Source organism: Aeromonas sp. 600282 (assembly GCF_049175755.1).
Lineage (GTDB): Bacteria > Pseudomonadota > Gammaproteobacteria > Enterobacterales > Aeromonadaceae > Aeromonas > Aeromonas veronii_A.
Map to the genome: position 1 here is coordinate 19,110 of NZ_JAAKVR010000018.1, position 16,263 is coordinate 35,372.

A 16,263-nucleotide genomic window follows, 5' to 3' on the forward strand; every position below is an offset into this window, starting at 1 on the left:
GAGTAAAAAAACTTCGGCCAATTTTTGCTATCCCTGTCCGTTTCTGGCTAGTCATGGCCCCCGAGCCCCCTTACTCTCTTGCCATCTATTCCAGCAACGCCGCCAACACCATGAATGCAAAGCCAAGCCCTGAGTCGTCACCGGATGAGGTGATCAACACCCTCAGCCGCGAACAGTGTCACGCCGCACGGCTCGCCCGCGATGCTCGCTTCGATGGCCGCTTCTTTACCGGCGTGCTCTCGACCGGCATCTACTGCCGGCCTGTCTGCCCAGCACGGCCACCGCACGAGCACAATGTGCGCTACTTCCAAAGCGCCGCGGCCGCCGAGCAGTATGGGCTGCGACCCTGCCTGCGCTGCCGCCCTGAGCTGGCCCCCGCAGCCCGTGGCGATCTGCCGGTTGAACTGGCACGTCTGCTGGCACGCATCGATCGCGGAGAGCTGGCGGAGGGCACGCTCGCCAAACTGGCCACTGAGGCAGGGATCAGCGAACGCACCCTGCGCCGCCAGTTCGAGCAACATCTCGGCGCCTCACCAAAACAGGTGGAGCAGACGCGCCGCCTGCTGCTCGCGAAACGGCTGCTGACTGAAACTGGGCTGCCCATTACCGACATCGCGTTTGCCGCCGGCTTTGCCAGCATCCGCCGCTTCAATGATGCTTGGCTCAACGCCTACGGACTGGCCCCGCGCTCCCTGCGCCAGCAGGAGCAGCACGCTGACGCGCCAGAGCACATGAACGATCAGCCGCGCGGCGCAACGCTGACGCTGCAGTTGCCCTACCGTCCCCCGTATGATGTGGCGGCCATGCTGGCGTTCTACCGGCTGCGTGCGATCCCCGGGCTGGAGCGGGTAGATGGCGAGGTGTATGAGAGGCGCTACCAGGTCGGTGATCAGGTCGCGCTGGTGCGCATCGCGCAGGGCAAGAGGCACAGCCTGCAACTCACCGTTCATGATCTGCCGCTCGCGGCGCTGCCCGATCTGCTCTATCGGGTGCGCAGGATGTGGGATCTCGATGCCGATATGCATCGGATCGGCGATCTGCTCGCTCAGGATCCTCTGCTCTCCCGCTTGCTGGCGCGCTGGCCCGGCGTACGGCTGCCGGGTGGCTGGGACGAGTATGAGGTGATGCTGCGCGCCATCGTAGGCCAGCAGGTCTCGGTCAAGGGGGCCATCACCATACTCGGGCGGCTGGTGGCGCGCACCGAGGCGCAATACGGGGTGGCGCAACTACCGACCCCCGCCCAGTTGTGCGAACTCGATCTCGACGGTATCGGCATGCCCGGCAGCCGCATTCGTACCCTGCGCGGCGTGGCACAGGCGCTGGCCAGCGGCGAGCTGACCCTCACGACAGCCAGTGACGAGCAGTTGCTGGCGCTGCCGGGCATAGGCCCGTGGACGGTCTCTTACTGGCGGCTGCGCTGCGGGCTGGATACCGATGCCTTCCCCGCTTCCGATCTGGTGCTGCAAAAGGCACTCGGCGGCGGCACCAAGCTGCCGGTAAAAGAGGGGTTGGCGCAAAGCGCAGCATGGCAGCCGTGGCGCAGCTATGCGGCCAGCTGGCTGTGGCATGCCATGAGTGAAGCGCCCGATTTGCTACTCCGTGCCACTGGCAACGAAAACCAGCCAGATAACCCACAACAGGAGATAACCCCATGATCCGCTACGATATCCTGCCGACCCGCTGCGGCGATCTGCTGGTTGCCATCAATGAATCTGGTCTGGTGCACGTAGACTTTGTGGCGGGCCTGCGGGCACTGCCCGATATGAGTGGCTGGCAGCAAGATCACAGAGCACTGGCTCCCTTCCTCGCCGAATTTGACGCCTATTTTGCCGGTCGCTTGCAGCGCTTCTCCCTGCCCCTTGCCGCCCGCGGCACCGCATTTCAGCAAGCGGTATGGCAAGCATTGTGCGACATCCCCTATGGCGAGACCCGCAGCTACAGCGATATCGCTCGCACCATCGGCAAACCCGATGCGGTGCGGGCAGTGGGCGCGGCGAATGGCCGCAATCCGCTCTCGATCATCGTCCCCTGCCATCGGGTGATCGGCCAAAACGGCAGCCTGACCGGCTATGCGGGGGGATTGGAGATTAAAAAAACGCTGCTGGCGCTGGAGAGGGACAATTAAAGGAGGGTAGGCAGAGAACCTGCGATAAAAATTGCCCCTTTCCGGATGGAGAAAGGGGCTCATTGATCAGCGTTTCAGGCTGCCCATCACATGCATTTCGCAGCGGTTGCAGTCAAAGCGCAGGCGGAAGGTATCTTTACCCATCTTGAGCTCCAGCGGCTCGGCCTTGAGACCGGGCACCTCGTTCGGACAGAGGTTCTGGCTATAGCGGATGCAATGCTTGGTGATCATCAGCACCACTTCCCGCTCCTCCTTGTTCGCCTCATAGGCGGGAGCGATGCGCTCCACCCCGTGCTCGCGGAAGAACTGTTCGGCCGCGCTGTTCAGCACGTTGCCAAGGTAGGAGAGGCGGTGCTGGGGATAGTTGATATCCCGCAGGGCGATGCGTCGCTCGGGGCGCTGGTAGCTGGCCACCCGTGCCGCCTCCAGCGCGGCGATGCCGTCCCGGCGCAAACCGTTGAGCTGTGATGCGGCGATAAAGAGCGGGTGAGTGAATGCCAACTCAATCTTGCGCGCCACAAACAGGGTATTGCCGAGTTTACCAAGTTGATCCCGCGCCTGCTGCAGCGCCCGCTCCGGGTTGTCGGCAGGCTGTTTGTCGCAAGGCAGGGTCACCGTGGCACTAATGCCCTGCTCGTCGGTGAGCGTGAGGATCACGCCCTCATCGCACTCAGCCAGCACCATATCGACCCGGATGCGGCGATCCGCGCTCGCCTTCTCCAGCATCTTGCTGAACGCCTGATCGTGGTTGCGGTAGATTTCGGTCCCCACCTTCAGCCCCGGCATGCGTTCTGACAGGAGTAACTGCTTACCTTCGACTTTGTTGAGGCGCATCCCCACCAGCTCGTTGTTCGGCTTGAAGAAGCCCAGACCGTCACCGTTGTTGAGGGTGACCTGTTTGCCGTCAATCTCGATACCGTCACGGGTCACCTTGGTGACACGCCCGAGCGGTTCACCCACATATTTCGGGCTCTTGGTGGAGTCGATCCCCTGCTGGCGGCCATGGAGGAAGTAGTCTGTGCTGCCGCGGTTGAAACTTTTCTTGGGGTCAGGCGTGAAGCTGTAGCTGCAACGACCCGCCGAGGCGGCGACCAGATCGGAGCGGCTATCCAGAATGGCGTCCAGCTTCTGGCGATACCAGGCGGTAACGTTCTTGACGTAGTCGAGCCCCTTGAGGCGCCCTTCAATCTTGAAGGAGCGGATCCCCGCCTCGATCAAGGCCTCCAGGTTATCGGTCTGATCCATATCCTTGAGGGACAACAGGTGGCTGTCTGCCACCAGCACTTCGCCATCCGGCTTTTGCAGCGAGCAGGGCAGACGGCAGAGCTGGGCACACTCACCACGGTTGGCACTGCGGCCGGTACGGGCATGGCTGATGTTGCACTGGCCACTGTAGGAAACGCAGAGAGCGCCGTGGATAAAAAACTCCAGCTGCACATTGGTCGCCGCACTGATCTCGCGGATCTGCGCAAGAGACAGTTCGCGCGCCAGCACCACCTGAGAGAAACCCACATCCTGCAGAAACTTCACCTTCTCCGGCGTGCGGTTGTCGGTCTGGGTACTGGCATGGAGCGCGATGGGAGGCAAATCCAGCGCCAGCAGCCCCATGTCCTGGACGATGAGCGCATCTGCTCCAGCTTCATAGATTTGGTGGGTCAGCCGCCGCGCCAGCTCCAGCTCGTGATCGTGCAGCAGGGTGTTGAAGGCGACAAAGACTTGGGCGCCGAAGCGATGGGCGTGGCGCGCCAGCGCTTCGATATCTTCGATGGTGTTGCCCGCCGCGCTGCGGGCGCCAAAGGCAGGGCCGCCCATGTAGACGGCATCGGCACCATGGTTGATGGCTTCGATGCCGTAGGCGAGGTTCTTGGCCGGAGCCAGAAGCTCCAACCGGTTGTTGTGGCTTAACGGGTGCTTGTTCTGGTGCATGGTCTCGGGATCAGGGCGGACAGCAAATGGGCGCTACTCTAGCCCATTCACCGCCTGCGTGCCTTGATCCCGCTTAAGGTATCCGCAAAATGCAGGATTAGATAACCACCTTGAGTGCCAGCCCGAGCAGCACCAGGCCGCTCACCTTATCGATCACAAAGGATTTGGCTTTAAGCCACGCCAGCACCGGCCCGCGGGAGAGCACCAGCGCCACCAGCACGTACCAGACGGCATCGATCCCGCCCGCGGTGAGCATCATGATGCCCCCTTCGCTCCAGCCGGTATCGGCCCGCACAAACTGGCTGAACAGGGCGATGAAGAAAACCGCCAGCTGGGGGTTAAGGAAGGCAACCATAAAACCTTCAAAGGCCCCTTGCCGACCGCGCAACTGATGTACCTCTTCATTCCCTTCGTCACTGGCTGGTTTTGCCAGCAGGGCTTTCACCCCGAGCCAGGCAAGAAACGCGGCGCCGCCGTAGCGGATCAGATCAAACAGGATCGGTGTCTGGGTGATCAAAATGGAAAGGCCGAGCGCCGTGACCAGCGCATAGATACCAACCCCGAGGCCGTGGCCAAGCGCAGTAGCGACGCCATGCCCCTGCCCGCCCTGCACCGTGTTGCGGATGATCAGCGCCAGACTCGGCCCCGGGCTGATGGCCCCCATCACGCAGATTGCGGCCAGTGCCAGCCAACTCGTCAGTTCCATGCTTTTCCTCTTTTGTGCTCGATATGATGACCTGCACTCAGGGTACGGGCTGAGCCATTATGCCAGTAGTGAAAGTTATGAATAGATTCCATAACCAATGGCTATAACGCCACACAACCGACTGCGGCTAACCGCCGAGATCGAGCAGCTTGCGACTCTCGCCAACGGTGCGTTGCAGATGATCCCGCAGGAAGGGGTAGGCCAGCTCGCGAAACCAGCGGTGGGCTGGATCCTGATGGTGGCGCTGATGCCACAGCAGATGATACTGCTGGTCGCGGGTAGCAAAGGGCAGATCGACAAAGGTGAGCTCATGGCCACAGGAGAGCTGCCAGGCGATATGGGCCGGGGTGGTCATCAGGCAATCGGTGCGCAGCAACACCTCCACTGCCGCCTGAAAGAAGGGAACTCTGGCAAACCAGCGCCGACTCAGTCCCTGCGGCGCCAACACCTGCTCCACCGGGCTGTCCTTGTCGCCTCCCCCGCTCACCTGCAGGTGAGGCCAGGCGAGATAGTCATCGAGACTCAGCGCCTTGCCCGCCAGCGGGTGGTGACGTCCCATCAACACCGCCAGCCGATCTTCCCCCTGATGCAGACCACGGATCTGATCCGGTACCTGCTCGGTGATGGTGGAGACCAGATCCAGCTCGGACTGCCACAACTGCGGCAGCTGACGCTTGTCCCACAGGCTGTACTCCAGCGCCGCCAACGGCGCCTCTTTGGCGAGCGCGGCACAGATATCGGGCAGGATATGCTGGGCCACATAATCGGAGGAGGCGAGCCGAAATACCCGCTCGCAGCGGCTCGGGTCAAATCCGGGCGCCTCGTAGAGCCGCTCCAGCGCACCGAGAGAATCCGCCAGCTGGGCGGCCAACAGTTCGGCCCGTGGCGTCAGCAGCCAGCGTTGCCCCTCCCGCACCAGCAACTCGTCATCAAACTCGCTGCGCAACTGGGCAAGCTGCTTGCTGATGGAGGGCTGACTCAGGTGCAACAGCTCGGCGGCGCGGCTGATATTGCGGGTCTCCAGCAGCACCTTGAGGGTCGGCAACAAGTTGAGATTGGCTCTGAGCAAGGAGATACCCTCATCGGTGGTGAAACGCCTATCTTAGGGCAGATGAGTCCCGCGTTTTAAGCAAAATTTCCAGCCATGTTCCGCGCGTTGCAGCCCTTTGCGACCAGATGGCACAGCTGAGCCCCCTGCACATAACCATGACCACAAGATGACAGTGGTTGTCTCGTACGGCATAATTGCACGATTTTCCGCCCGCGGGCGATCCACTTGAGAAGCGGTAACAAGATGAAATACGCCAATATCACCGGCTGGGGCAAATGCCTGCCTCCCTCCGTGCTGACCAACGACGACCTCAGCACCATCATGGATACATCAGACGAGTGGATCTATCCGCGCACCGGCATCAAGGCCCGCCGGATCTCCCATGTCAGCACCTCGGATCTCGCCACCCTGGCCGGTCGCCGCGCACTGGCCTGCGCCGGTCTGGAAGCCAGCGATCTCGATGGCATCATCCTGGCCACCGCCACCCCGGACAACCTGCTGCCAAGTGCCGCCTCTGCGGTGCAAAAGAAGCTGGGCGCCGTCAACGCCGCCGTGTTTGACCTCAACGCGGCCTGCACCGGTTTCGTCTACTCCCTCTCCGTCGCTACCTCGCTGGTGCAGGCTGGCATGATGAAGAAGGTGCTGGTGATTGGCGCCGAGCGCCTCACCTACCTGCTGGACTGGGCACGCCGCGATACCGCCGTACTGTTTGGCGATGGTGCCGGTGCCGTGGTGATAGAGGCAAGCGAGCAGGAGTGTGGCCTGATCGCCAACAAGCTGGGTTGCGACAGCGAAGCGCGGGAGATCCTGCATGTACCGAACTTCGGTACCGACCGGGTGCGTTTTGCCGATATCGATGGCCTGTTCACCTTCAACTTCGAAGGGCCGGAGATCTTCAAACGTGCTGTGCGCGGCATGGGTGAGGCCACCAGCACTGTGCTGGCGCAGGCCGGTATTGCGCCGGAGCAGGTCGACCTGATCGTGCCGCACCAGGCCAATATCCGCATCATCGAGACCCTCGCCAAACGGATGAATGCGCCGATGGAGAAGGTGATGGTCAACATCGAAAACTACGGCAACACCTCCGCCGCTACCGTACCTATCGCCCTGTGCGAAGCGCTGGAGCAGGGGCGCGTCAAGCCGAATTCCTATCTGCTGACTGCCGCCTTCGGTGCCGGCCTGACCTGGGGCGCAGCCATCATCAAGTGGGGCGATCGTGTTACCCCTATCAACAAGTGCGAGGCCGAGTTGCCACCGTGCGACCAGAGCGCACTGGAACTGATTGCTCACGCCGTCGAAGGGTGTCAGAAGGCCCACGCCAACGAGGCCTGATCCTTATCAGGAGCCTGAATCCTCAGGCTCCTTTCTCCCACACCGTTCTCCCTCCCCCTTCGCAACACTTTTCTAACCTGACCTCTTGAGGCTCCGGCAATGCCCACCACATCCTGAGCAGAGAGCCAACTTCGGCGTGATGAGCCTGAGCGCATAAAAAAGTCCGGCGCCCCAAAGGGCGCCGGACTTTTTACTGCAACCGGAGAATCCGGTTCAGGAGGACAGATTACTCTGCGGCAGGCGCTTCGGCAGCAACCGGAGCATCAGCAGCCGGGGCTGCATCAGTCGGAGCGTTCGCTTCCTTGATGGAGAGACGTACGCGGCCCTGACGGTCCACTTCCAGTACCTTCACCTTGACCACGTCACCGATAGTCAGGTGGTCAGCCACGTTCTGAACGCGAGCATCGGTGATCTGGGAGATGTGTACCAGACCATCTTTGCCCGGCAGGATGTTGACGAATGCACCGAAATCGGCCAGACGGACAACTTTACCTTCATAGATGCGGTTCACTTCGATCTCGGCGGTGATGGCCTCAATGCGACGGATCGCTTCCATGGCAGCTTCGTTGGCCACAGCGGAGATACGTACAGTACCGTCATCATCCAACTCGATGTTGGTGCCGGTCTCTTCGGTCAGCGCACGGATCACGGAACCACCCTTACCGATCACGTCCTTGATCTTCTCAGGATTGATCTTGATGGTGTGGATACGCGGTGCGAAATCGGAGATCTGGGCACGGGGAGCCTGGATTGCTTCATCCATCACTTTCAGGATGTGCAGACGAGCACCACGAGCTTGCTTCAGCGCAATCTCCATGATCTCTTTGGTGATGCCTTCGATCTTGATGTCCATTTGCAGCGCGGTCACACCTTCGGTGGTACCGGCTACTTTGAAGTCCATGTCGCCCAGGTGATCTTCGTCACCCAGAATGTCGGACAGCACGACGAAACCTTCTTCTTCCTTCACCAGACCCATGGCGATACCGGCGACGGAAGCCTTGATCGGCACACCGGCATCCATCAGCGCCAGAGAGGAACCACAGACAGACGCCATGGAGGAGGAGCCGTTGGATTCAGTGATTTCAGACACCACGCGCACCACGTACGGGAACTCAGCAGCACTCGGCATCACGGCAGCAACGCCGCGCTTGGCCAGACGGCCGTGACCGATTTCACGACGCTTCGGGCTACCCATCATGCCGGTCTCACCGACGCAGTATGGCGGGAAGTTGTAGTGTAGCATGAAGCGATCGGCACGGTTGCCGGTCAGCTCGTCGATGTTCTGGGCGTCACGCTCGGTACCCAGGGTCGCAACGACCATAGCCTGGGTTTCACCACGAGTGAACAGGGCAGAACCGTGAGCACGGGGCAATACGCCGGTAGCGACAGACAGGGCACGGATCATTTCCGGATCGCGACCATCGATACGCGGCTCACCACGCACTACGCGGCCACGAACGATGCGGCTTTCCAGGCTGTGGAACTCTTCGCCGATCTTCTTGGCATCTTCTTCCACGCCGGAAGCGATAACTTGCTCAACCACACGACCCTTGATGGCCGCGATGGTTTCGTAACGAACAGCCTTCTCGGTGATGCGGTAGGCTTCACCCAGCTCGGCGCTCGCCAGCTCGGCAACCTTGGCTTTCAGCGCTTCGTTGACGACAGGCGGAGTCCAGTCCCACGGCTTGGTGCCGACGGCAGCGGCAAATTCGTTGATGGCGTTGATAACGGTCTGCATCTGCTCGTGACCGTATACCACGGCGCCCAGCATCACCTCTTCGGAGAGGATGGCCGCTTCGGACTCAACCATCAGTACGGCGTTGGCAGTACCGGCAACAACCAGATCCAGATCGCTCTGTGGCAGTTCGGTGGTGGTCGGGTTCAGCACATACTGACCGTTCATGTAACCCACGCGAGCAGCACCGATCGGGCCGCCAAACGGAATGCCGGAGATGGCCAGCGCAGCAGAGGCGCCGATCATGGCAACGATATCGGGGGAGACTGCCGGATTCACGGACATGACGGTGGCAACCACCTGAACCTCATTGAAGAAGCCTTCCGGGAACAACGGACGAATTGGACGGTCGATCAGACGGGAGATGAGGGTCTCGCCTTCGCTCGGACGGCCTTCACGACGGAAGAAACCACCCGGGATACGACCAGCAGCATAGGTACGCTCCTGGTAGTTGACGGTCAGCGGGAAGAAATCACGGCCGTGATCGGCCTCTTTCTTGCCTACGACGGTCACAAATACACAGGTATCGTCCATGCTGACCATAACGGCCGCAGTGGCTTGACGGGCCATCACACCGGTTTCCAGTGTGACGGTGTGTTGACCGTACTGGAATGACTTAACAATAGGATTCACGTGAATTTCCTTTTTACAATTTGGCTCTTTAAATTCGCGCACAAGTATACTTGATTCGATGCAAAAGGTAAGCGGCGACACAAATTCTGTGAGGATGGCAACAAGCCGCTAAAGAGCAATAAAAAAGGGGAACCCGGAGGTTCCCCTTTTCGCGAAATCTGATGGTCGATTAACGACGCAGACCCAGCTTGGCGATCAGAGCAGCATAACGCTCGGAATCTTTACGCTTCAGGTAGTCCAGCAGCTTACGACGCTGGGAAACCATGCGCAGCAGACCGCGACGACCGTGGTGGTCCTTGGAGTGCTCTTTGAAGTGACCTTGCAGATGGTTGATCTGGGCAGTCAGCAGGGCAACTTGCACTTCGGGGGAACCGGTGTCGTTGGCGCCACGAGCGTGCTCGGCAACGATTTGAGCTTTGATCTCAGCATTTAGAGACATGGTATTACTCCAGTAGAGTGTTTAAAGGTTCACAGCCAATCTCTAATTCAGCCGTGAAATGAGGGCGGTATGATAATCGTCCCTGCCCATTTTCGCAACGAGAAAGAAGCGAGAGAGGGAAAGAGCACGCCGATACCGCCTGAGGATCACTCCTCGTCGTGATAACGTACCAGTCGCTTGGGGGCGACGCGGCCATCATCATCAATCTCGCCAACCCCGATGAACTCGCGCTCCGGGCCGACCGTCATACGAACCTGACCGCTGTGCGGCGCACCCGCCACCTGCACGGCCTGGCCCTGATTCACATAGGCAGCCACAACAGCCAGCATGTTCACCTCGGGCAAGCTTGCCACGGCAGTATCCATCGGCAGCAACAGGGGATCCAGCTGCTCGCGCGGCGGGATGCTCTCGGCCTTGGCCTGCTCGAAAATACACTCGAGCTGCTCCAGAGTCAGCATCCGCTCGTACGGATAGCTGGCCACCTGGGTACGGCGCAACTGGGTCACGTGGGCGCCACAACCCAGCACTTCACCCAGATCATCCACCAGAGAGCGGATATAGGTGCCCTTGCTGCAGTGCACTTCAAGGCGCACTTCATCACCTTCGAAACTCAGCAGTTTGAGCTCGAATACGGTGATGGGACGGGCTTCACGCTCAATCTCGATACCTTCGCGGGCATATTCGTAGAGCGGACGGCCGTTGTGCTTGAGCGCGGAATACATGGACGGCACCTGCATGATGGGGCCGCGGAACTGGTCCAGCGCCTCAATCAGGGTACCGACAGCCACGTTCACCGGACGGGTGGAGACCACCTCACCATCGGAGTCGCTGGTGTTGGTGCGCTCGCCCAGTTTGGCGGTCACCTCATAGCGTTTGTCCGCTTCCAGCAGATACTGGGAGAACTTGGTGGCCTCACCGAGGCAGATCGGCAGCATACCGGTCGCCAGCGGATCCAGTGCGCCGGTGTGACCGGCCTTGGCTGCGTTGTAGATGCGCTTGACCTTCTGCAACACATCGTTGGAGGTCAGGCCGGTCGGCTTGTCCAGCAGCAGAATGCCGTGCACATCACGGCCCTTGAAACGACGTCTTCGAGACATCTCAGGCTTTATCCTCAGTTGTGTCATCCGGTGCGGATTCAGCTTCTTCGTCACGGCCGGATTCGGCCATGCGACGCTTGTCTTCGCGCACAGTGTTGGTCACCAGGTTGGAGAGACGCATCCCCTCGACCAGGGTCTGGTCGTAGTAGAAACGCAGCTCGGGCACCACGCGCAGACGCATGGCACTGCCCAGCAGACTACGGATATATCCGGCTGCTTCGGTCAGACCCTGCAAGCCTTCCTTGATGCGCTCGGCATCATTTTCCAGCTGCAAGAAGGTGACGTAAATCTTGGCATAGTTGAGGTCACGGGACACTTCCACATCGGAAACGGTCACCATGCCGATGCGCGGGTCTTTCACCTCGCGCTGCAGGATCAGCGCAATTTCACGCTGGATCTGCTGTCCGACCCGACGGGTCCGGCTGAATTCTCTGGCCATATTCTATCCTGCGATAAAAGGGGGCCGCGGCCCCCTATTTTGTCTAACTCTCGGCTTACAGAGTCCGTTGGATTTCAACAGTCTCGTAAACTTCGATCTGGTCGCCTTCGCGCACGTCGTTGTAGTTCTTGACCGCGATACCACACTCGTAACCGTTGCGAACTTCGTTGACGTCATCCTTGAAGCGGCGCAGGGATTCCAACTCGCCTTCATAGATAACCACGTTGTCACGCAGAACGCGAATACGGTTGGAACGCTTGACCACACCTTCGGTAACCATACAGCCAGCAACGGCGCCGAACTTCGGCGACTTGAAGACGCTACGCACTTCAGCCAGACCGATGATCTCCTGACGATACTCTGGGGCCAGCTTGCCGCTCATGGCCTGCTTCACTTCGTCGATCAGGTCATAGATGACGGAGTAGTAACGCAGATCCAGGCTCTCGGATTCGATGACCTTGCGCGCAGACGCGTCGGCACGAACGTTGAAACCAACCAGAATGGCGCTGGAAGCAGCAGCCAGGGTCGCGTCGGTTTCGGTGATGCCACCTACGCCGGAACCCACGATCTTCACCTTCACTTCGTCGGTGGAGAGTTTGACCAGCGCATCGCAGATCGCTTCCACAGAACCTTGTACGTCGGCCTTGATCACCACGTTCACTTCGGACACTTCGCCCTCGGTCATGTTAGCGAACATGTTTTCCAGCTTGGCCTTCTGCTGGCGAGCCAGCTTGACTTCGCGGAACTTGCCTTGACGGTAGAGCGCCACTTCACGGGCTTTCTTCTCGTCACGGACAACGGTGGCTTCGTCACCGGCAGAGGGAACGCCGGAGAGACCCAGGATTTCCACCGGCAGGGACGGACCCGCTTCCTTGATCTCGCGACCCAGTTCGTCACGCATGGCGCGAACACGGCCGTACTCGAGACCACACAGAACGATGTCGCCCTGACGCAGAGTACCCTCTTGTACCAGTACGGTAGCAACCGGACCACGACCTTTATCCAGGAAGGATTCGATCACGACGCCGTTGGCCATACCGTCAACCACCGCTTTCAGCTCCAGTACTTCAGCCTGGATCAGGATGGCTTCCAGCAGATCGTCGATACCCTGACCGGACTTGGCAGATACGTGCACGAACTGGCAGTCTCCACCCCAATCCTCGGACATGACGTTGTAACGAGCCAACTCGGTCTTGACGCGATCCGGATCCGCTTCCGGCTTGTCGATCTTGTTGACTGCCACAACCAGCGGCACACCGGCAGCCTTGGCGTGCTGGATAGCTTCGATGGTTTGCGGCATCACGCCGTCGTCAGCAGCAACGACCAGAACAACGATGTCGGTCGCCTTGGCACCGCGAGCACGCATGGAGGTAAACGCCGCGTGACCCGGAGTATCCAGGAAGGTGATCATGCCGCTATCGGTCTGAACGTGGTAAGCACCGATATGCTGGGTAATACCACCGGCCTCGCCAGCAGCAACCTTGGCTTTACGAATGTAGTCCAGCAGCGAGGTCTTGCCGTGGTCAACGTGACCCATGATGGTCACGACCGGTGCACGGGGCTTGGCTTCGGAGGTCTCGTCACGATCGGACAGTACCGCCTCTTCCAGCTCGTTCTCGCGACGCAGCACAACCTTGTGACCCATCTCCTCAGCGACCAGCTGAGCGGTCTCTTGGTCAATCACCTGGTTGATGGTGGCCATGGCACCCATCTTCATCATCGCCTTGATGACTTCAACGCCCTTGACGGCCATCTTGTTGGCCAGCTCGGCCACGGTGATGGTCTCGCCGATGACAACGTCGCGGTTCACCACGGCAGCCGGCTTGTTGAAGCCATGCTTCATGGCGTTCGGGGTAGCGACCTTGCCACGTTTGCCTTTACGGGCACGCGGATCACGGGAGTTGCGATCATTGCGATCATCATCGCGACGACCCGCCTTTTTCGGGGCCTTGACAGCGGCGGCGGCAGTACGGCGGCTGGTCTCTTCTTTGCGATCCAGCTCGTCTTCTGCAGCTTGCGCATGCTTGTTGGTAGTCAGGTGATAATCGCTGCTCTCTTTTGCACGAGCGGCTTCTTCTTCAGCCCAGCGGGCTGCGTTCTGTTCCGCCATGATGCGAGCCTCTTCGGCTTTCTTCGCGGCGAGTTCTTCAGCTTTTTTCAAAGCTGTCTGTTCCTGTTGGCGCTTCAGTTCTTCTGCTTCGCGCTTGGCCATCTTTTCTGCCTCTTGCTGAGCTGTGCTACTGGCTGCTTTGGCGGGCTGTTGAGCCTGTCGAGCCTTTTGTTGTGCCTCGATCCGCGCCTTTTCCTCAGCTTCACGACGAGCCTGCTCAGCCTCACGGCGAGCCTTCTCTTCAGCGTCGAGGCGAGCCTTCTCTTCGGCTTCACGACGAGCTTTTTCTTCTGCTTCCAAACGCGCTTTTTCCTCGGCTTCCGCCTGACGCTGTTCTTCTTCCAGCGCCGAGCGTCTTACATAGGTGCGAGATTTGCGAACTTCCACCTGCACTTCTTTGTTCTTGCCGCCGGTTCCCTGAACACTGATGGTGCTCTTGGTCTTGCGCTGCAAAGTCATGCGGGCAGGAGCGGCGACCTCGTCACCTCCATGCTGTTTCTTCAGGTGTGCCAGCAGAGTCTGCTTTTCAGACTCGCTGACCATGTCGTCGGCCTTGCTCTTGCTGATACCGGCATCGACAAACTGCTGGAGAAGACGATCAACCGGTGTGTCGATGTCAGTGGCAAGTTGTTTGACTGATACTTCTGCCATTCATTTTCCTCCGTTTGATCTTACTTAAGACTGCTCTTCTCCGAACCAACAGATATTGCGAGCAGCCATAATGAGCTCACCCGCCTTCTCGGCAGTCAGCCCTTCAATACCAGCAAGGTCATCAATACCTTGCTCAGCCAAATCTTCCAGGGTGCCCACGCCGCGGCCCGCCAGAGCGTATGCCAGTTCACGACTCAGACCGTTCAGATTGAGCAGCTCTTCGGACGGCTCGACGCCATCAAAGGACTCCTCTTTGGCCAGCGCCTGGGTAGTCAGGGCATCTTTGGCACGCTTGCGCAGCTCTTCGACCATGTCTTCATCCAGACCGTCAATAGCCAGCAACTCGTTGACCGGTACGAAGGCGATCTCTTCTAGGGTCGAGAAGCCCTCTTCCATCAGCAGACCGGCGAAATCGTCATCGATATCCAGGGTGCTGGTGAACAGGTTCATGATGCGGTCGTTCTCGGCCTGGTGCTTGGCACGCATGTCCTCAACGGTCATCACGTTCAGCTCCCAACCGGTCAGCTGGGAGGCCAGACGCACGTTCTGACCATTGCGACCGATGGCCTGGGCCAGGTTGGCAGCTTCCACGGCGATATCCATGGTGTGGTTGTCTTCATCAACGATGATGGAGGCCACATCGGCAGGTGCCATGGCATTGATCACGTACTGGGCCGGGTTGTCATCGTACAGCACGATGTCTGCACGCTCACCGCTCAGCTCTGCGGAGACAGCTTGCACACGGGCACCACGCATACCGATACAGGCACCGATCGGGTCGATACGACGATCGTTGGTCTTCACCGCGATCTTGGCGCGGGAACCCGGGTCACGGGCAGCGCCCATGATTTCGATCATCTCTTCGCCGATCTCCGGTACTTCAATACGGAACAGCTCTTTCAGGAAGTCCGGGCTGGAACGGCTGACAAACAGCTGGGAACCACGGGCTTCTGGACGTACTGCGTAGAGCAGGCCACGGACACGGTCGCCCGGGCGGAAGGTTTCACGCGGCAGCATGTCATCACGGAAGATCACGGCTTCAGCATTGCTGCCCAGATCCAGAATGACGTTGTCGCGGTTACTCTTCTTGACCACACCACTGATGATGGTGCCTTCTTTATCTTTAAACTGATCAACTACTTGTGAACGCTCGGCTTCGCGCACTTTCTGCACGATAACCTGCTTGGCGGTCTGGGTAGTGATACGGTCGAAGGTCACAGAGTCGATCTGGTCTTCAACATACTCACCGATCTGGATTTCCGGCTGATCAATTTGTGCCGCTTCCAGGGTGATTTCAGCATAGGGATTCTCCATCGCGGCTTGATCCGCAATGACTACCCAGCGGCGATAAGTGTCGTAGTCACCGGTCTTGCGATCGATTTCGACCCGAACTTCAATCTCGCCTTCATATTTCTTCTTGGTCGCAGTCGCCAGCGCGGTTTCCAGAGCCTGGAAGATCTTCTCGCGGGGTACCGCTTTCTCGTTGGATACTGCGTCAACGACCAGCAAAATCTCTTTATTCATATCCGATAGCCTCGTTAACCAAAGTTCGGCACTATGTTCGCTTTTTGGATATTGGTGAAAGCCAACACTTCGTCCTTACCATCTACCGTCAGAGTGATCATGTCGCCCTGCACGGCTTTGATTACGCCTTTGAACTTGCGGCGGTTATTTGTTGCCATCCGAAGCGTTACCGCCGCCTCTTGGCCAACGTATTTTTCGAACTGGGCAACCTTGAACAGGGGGCGATCCAGACCCGGGGAAGATACCTCGAGGTAATACTCCTCGGTGATAGGATCTTCTACGTCCATAATGGCGCCAACCTGGTGGCTAACCTCAGCACAGTTCTCAACGGTCACGCCCTGCTCGCCGTCGATATAGACGCGCAAGGTGGAGTGTTTACCCGCGCGGATAAACTCAATACCCCAAAGTTCAAAACCCAAGGCAACGACCGGAGCCTCGAGCAGATCGGTCAAACGTTGTTCCAACGTAGCCAAAGTCACCCTCCGAAAAACAAAA

Annotated in this window: 13 protein-coding genes; 3 read left to right on the top strand and 10 right to left on the bottom strand. The window is 59.3% G+C overall.

All coding sequences use genetic code 11. The features are described 5' to 3' along the window. Nucleotides 1-110 precede the first annotated feature (110 nt). Together G5137_RS16360 and G5137_RS16365 are read left to right on the top strand one after the other, a co-directional pair. Nucleotides 111-1,655 (top strand): AlkA N-terminal domain-containing protein, encoded by a 1,545-nt coding sequence (locus tag G5137_RS16360; protein ID WP_421255694.1) that lies wholly within the window; start codon nt 111-113, stop codon nt 1,653-1,655. Beyond that, nucleotides 1,652-2,125 carry a methylated-DNA--[protein]-cysteine S-methyltransferase gene (locus tag G5137_RS16365; protein WP_236271704.1) on the top strand — a complete coding sequence of 158 codons (474 nt, stop codon included), beginning with the start codon at nt 1,652-1,654 and terminating at the stop codon, nt 2,123-2,125. Before G5137_RS16360 ends, G5137_RS16365 begins: the two co-directional genes overlap by 4 nt. 66 nt (nt 2,126-2,191) lie before the next feature. Here the strand turns inward: G5137_RS16365 and G5137_RS16370 are convergent, their stop codons facing one another. The 3 genes from G5137_RS16370 to G5137_RS16380 form a co-directional block, all read right to left on the bottom strand. After that, nucleotides 2,192-4,051 carry a peptidase U32 family protein gene (locus tag G5137_RS16370; RefSeq protein ID WP_421209886.1) on the bottom strand — a complete coding sequence of 620 codons (1,860 nt, stop codon included), beginning with the start codon at nt 4,049-4,051 and terminating at the stop codon, nt 2,192-2,194. A 97-nt stretch (nt 4,052-4,148) separates the two neighbouring features. Further along, on the bottom strand, nt 4,149-4,757 hold the full coding sequence (locus G5137_RS16375) for a LysE family translocator (RefSeq protein ID WP_058057313.1): 609 nt from the start codon (nt 4,755-4,757) through the stop codon (nt 4,149-4,151). Nucleotides 4,758-4,884: 127 nt separating this feature from the next. Continuing rightward, nucleotides 4,885-5,826, bottom strand: coding sequence for a LysR family transcriptional regulator (locus tag G5137_RS16380; protein ID WP_115522808.1), 942 nt, complete (start codon nt 5,824-5,826; stop codon nt 4,885-4,887). 225 nt (nt 5,827-6,051) lie between these two features. On the opposite strand from G5137_RS16380, the gene G5137_RS16385 reads away from it, so the two are divergent. Beyond that, a complete protein-coding gene (locus G5137_RS16385; RefSeq protein WP_216979369.1) occupies nt 6,052-7,140 on the top strand; it encodes a ketoacyl-ACP synthase III in 1,089 nt (362 codons plus the stop codon). Between the two features lie 226 nt (nt 7,141-7,366). Here the strand turns inward: G5137_RS16385 and pnp are convergent, their stop codons facing one another. The 7 genes from pnp to rimP form a co-directional block, all read right to left on the bottom strand. Next, nucleotides 7,367-9,508: a polyribonucleotide nucleotidyltransferase gene (gene pnp, locus G5137_RS16390; RefSeq protein ID WP_216979370.1), complete on the bottom strand. Its 2,142-nt coding sequence runs from the start codon at nt 9,506-9,508 to the stop codon at nt 7,367-7,369. A 169-nt stretch (nt 9,509-9,677) separates the two neighbouring features. Further along, entirely contained in the window at nt 9,678-9,947 is a 270-nt protein-coding gene (gene rpsO, locus G5137_RS16395) for a 30S ribosomal protein S15 (RefSeq protein WP_216979371.1), read from the bottom strand. A 146-nt stretch (nt 9,948-10,093) separates the two neighbouring features. After that, nucleotides 10,094-11,044 (bottom strand): tRNA pseudouridine(55) synthase TruB, encoded by a 951-nt coding sequence (gene truB, locus G5137_RS16400; RefSeq protein WP_421255676.1) that lies wholly within the window; start codon nt 11,042-11,044, stop codon nt 10,094-10,096. A gap of 1 nt (nt 11,045) precedes the next feature. Beyond that, on the bottom strand, nt 11,046-11,483 hold the full coding sequence (rbfA, locus tag G5137_RS16405) for a 30S ribosome-binding factor RbfA (RefSeq protein ID WP_005338799.1): 438 nt from the start codon (nt 11,481-11,483) through the stop codon (nt 11,046-11,048). 55 nt (nt 11,484-11,538) lie between these two features. Beyond that, nucleotides 11,539-14,244: a translation initiation factor IF-2 gene (infB, locus tag G5137_RS16410; protein WP_216951946.1), complete on the bottom strand. Its 2,706-nt coding sequence runs from the start codon at nt 14,242-14,244 to the stop codon at nt 11,539-11,541. 24 nt (nt 14,245-14,268) lie between these two features. Next, the gene (gene nusA / locus G5137_RS16415; protein WP_421205885.1) at nt 14,269-15,768 is read right to left on the bottom strand and encodes a transcription termination factor NusA; all 1,500 of its coding nucleotides are present in this window, start codon (nt 15,766-15,768) and stop codon (nt 14,269-14,271) included. 14 nt (nt 15,769-15,782) lie between these two features. Next, complete coding sequence (gene rimP / locus G5137_RS16420) at nt 15,783-16,241, bottom strand: ribosome maturation factor RimP (RefSeq protein WP_005343544.1); 459 nt, start codon at nt 16,239-16,241, stop codon at nt 15,783-15,785. Nucleotides 16,242-16,263 lie beyond the last annotated feature (22 nt).

Excerpts from the sequence above, each read along its gene's own strand:
- G5137_RS16360 (WP_421255694.1), top strand. The coding sequence starts at position 111 with ATGAATGCAAAGCCAAGCCCTGAGTCGTCACCGGATGAGGTGATCAAC.
- infB (WP_216951946.1), bottom strand. The coding sequence starts at position 14,244 with ATGGCAGAAGTATCAGTCAAACAACTTGCCACTGACATCGACACACCG.
- G5137_RS16375 (WP_058057313.1), bottom strand. The coding sequence starts at position 4,757 with ATGGAACTGACGAGTTGGCTGGCACTGGCCGCAATCTGCGTGATGGGG.
- nusA (WP_421205885.1), bottom strand. The coding sequence starts at position 15,768 with ATGAATAAAGAGATTTTGCTGGTCGTTGACGCAGTATCCAACGAGAAA.
- rbfA (WP_005338799.1), bottom strand. The coding sequence starts at position 11,483 with ATGGCCAGAGAATTCAGCCGGACCCGTCGGGTCGGACAGCAGATCCAG.
- truB (WP_421255676.1), bottom strand. The coding sequence starts at position 11,044 with ATGTCTCGAAGACGTCGTTTCAAGGGCCGTGATGTGCACGGCATTCTG.
- G5137_RS16365 (WP_236271704.1), top strand. The coding sequence starts at position 1,652 with ATGATCCGCTACGATATCCTGCCGACCCGCTGCGGCGATCTGCTGGTT.
- G5137_RS16370 (WP_421209886.1), bottom strand. The coding sequence starts at position 4,051 with ATGCACCAGAACAAGCACCCGTTAAGCCACAACAACCGGTTGGAGCTT.
- G5137_RS16385 (WP_216979369.1), top strand. The coding sequence starts at position 6,052 with ATGAAATACGCCAATATCACCGGCTGGGGCAAATGCCTGCCTCCCTCC.
- rpsO (WP_216979371.1), bottom strand. The coding sequence starts at position 9,947 with ATGTCTCTAAATGCTGAGATCAAAGCTCAAATCGTTGCCGAGCACGCT.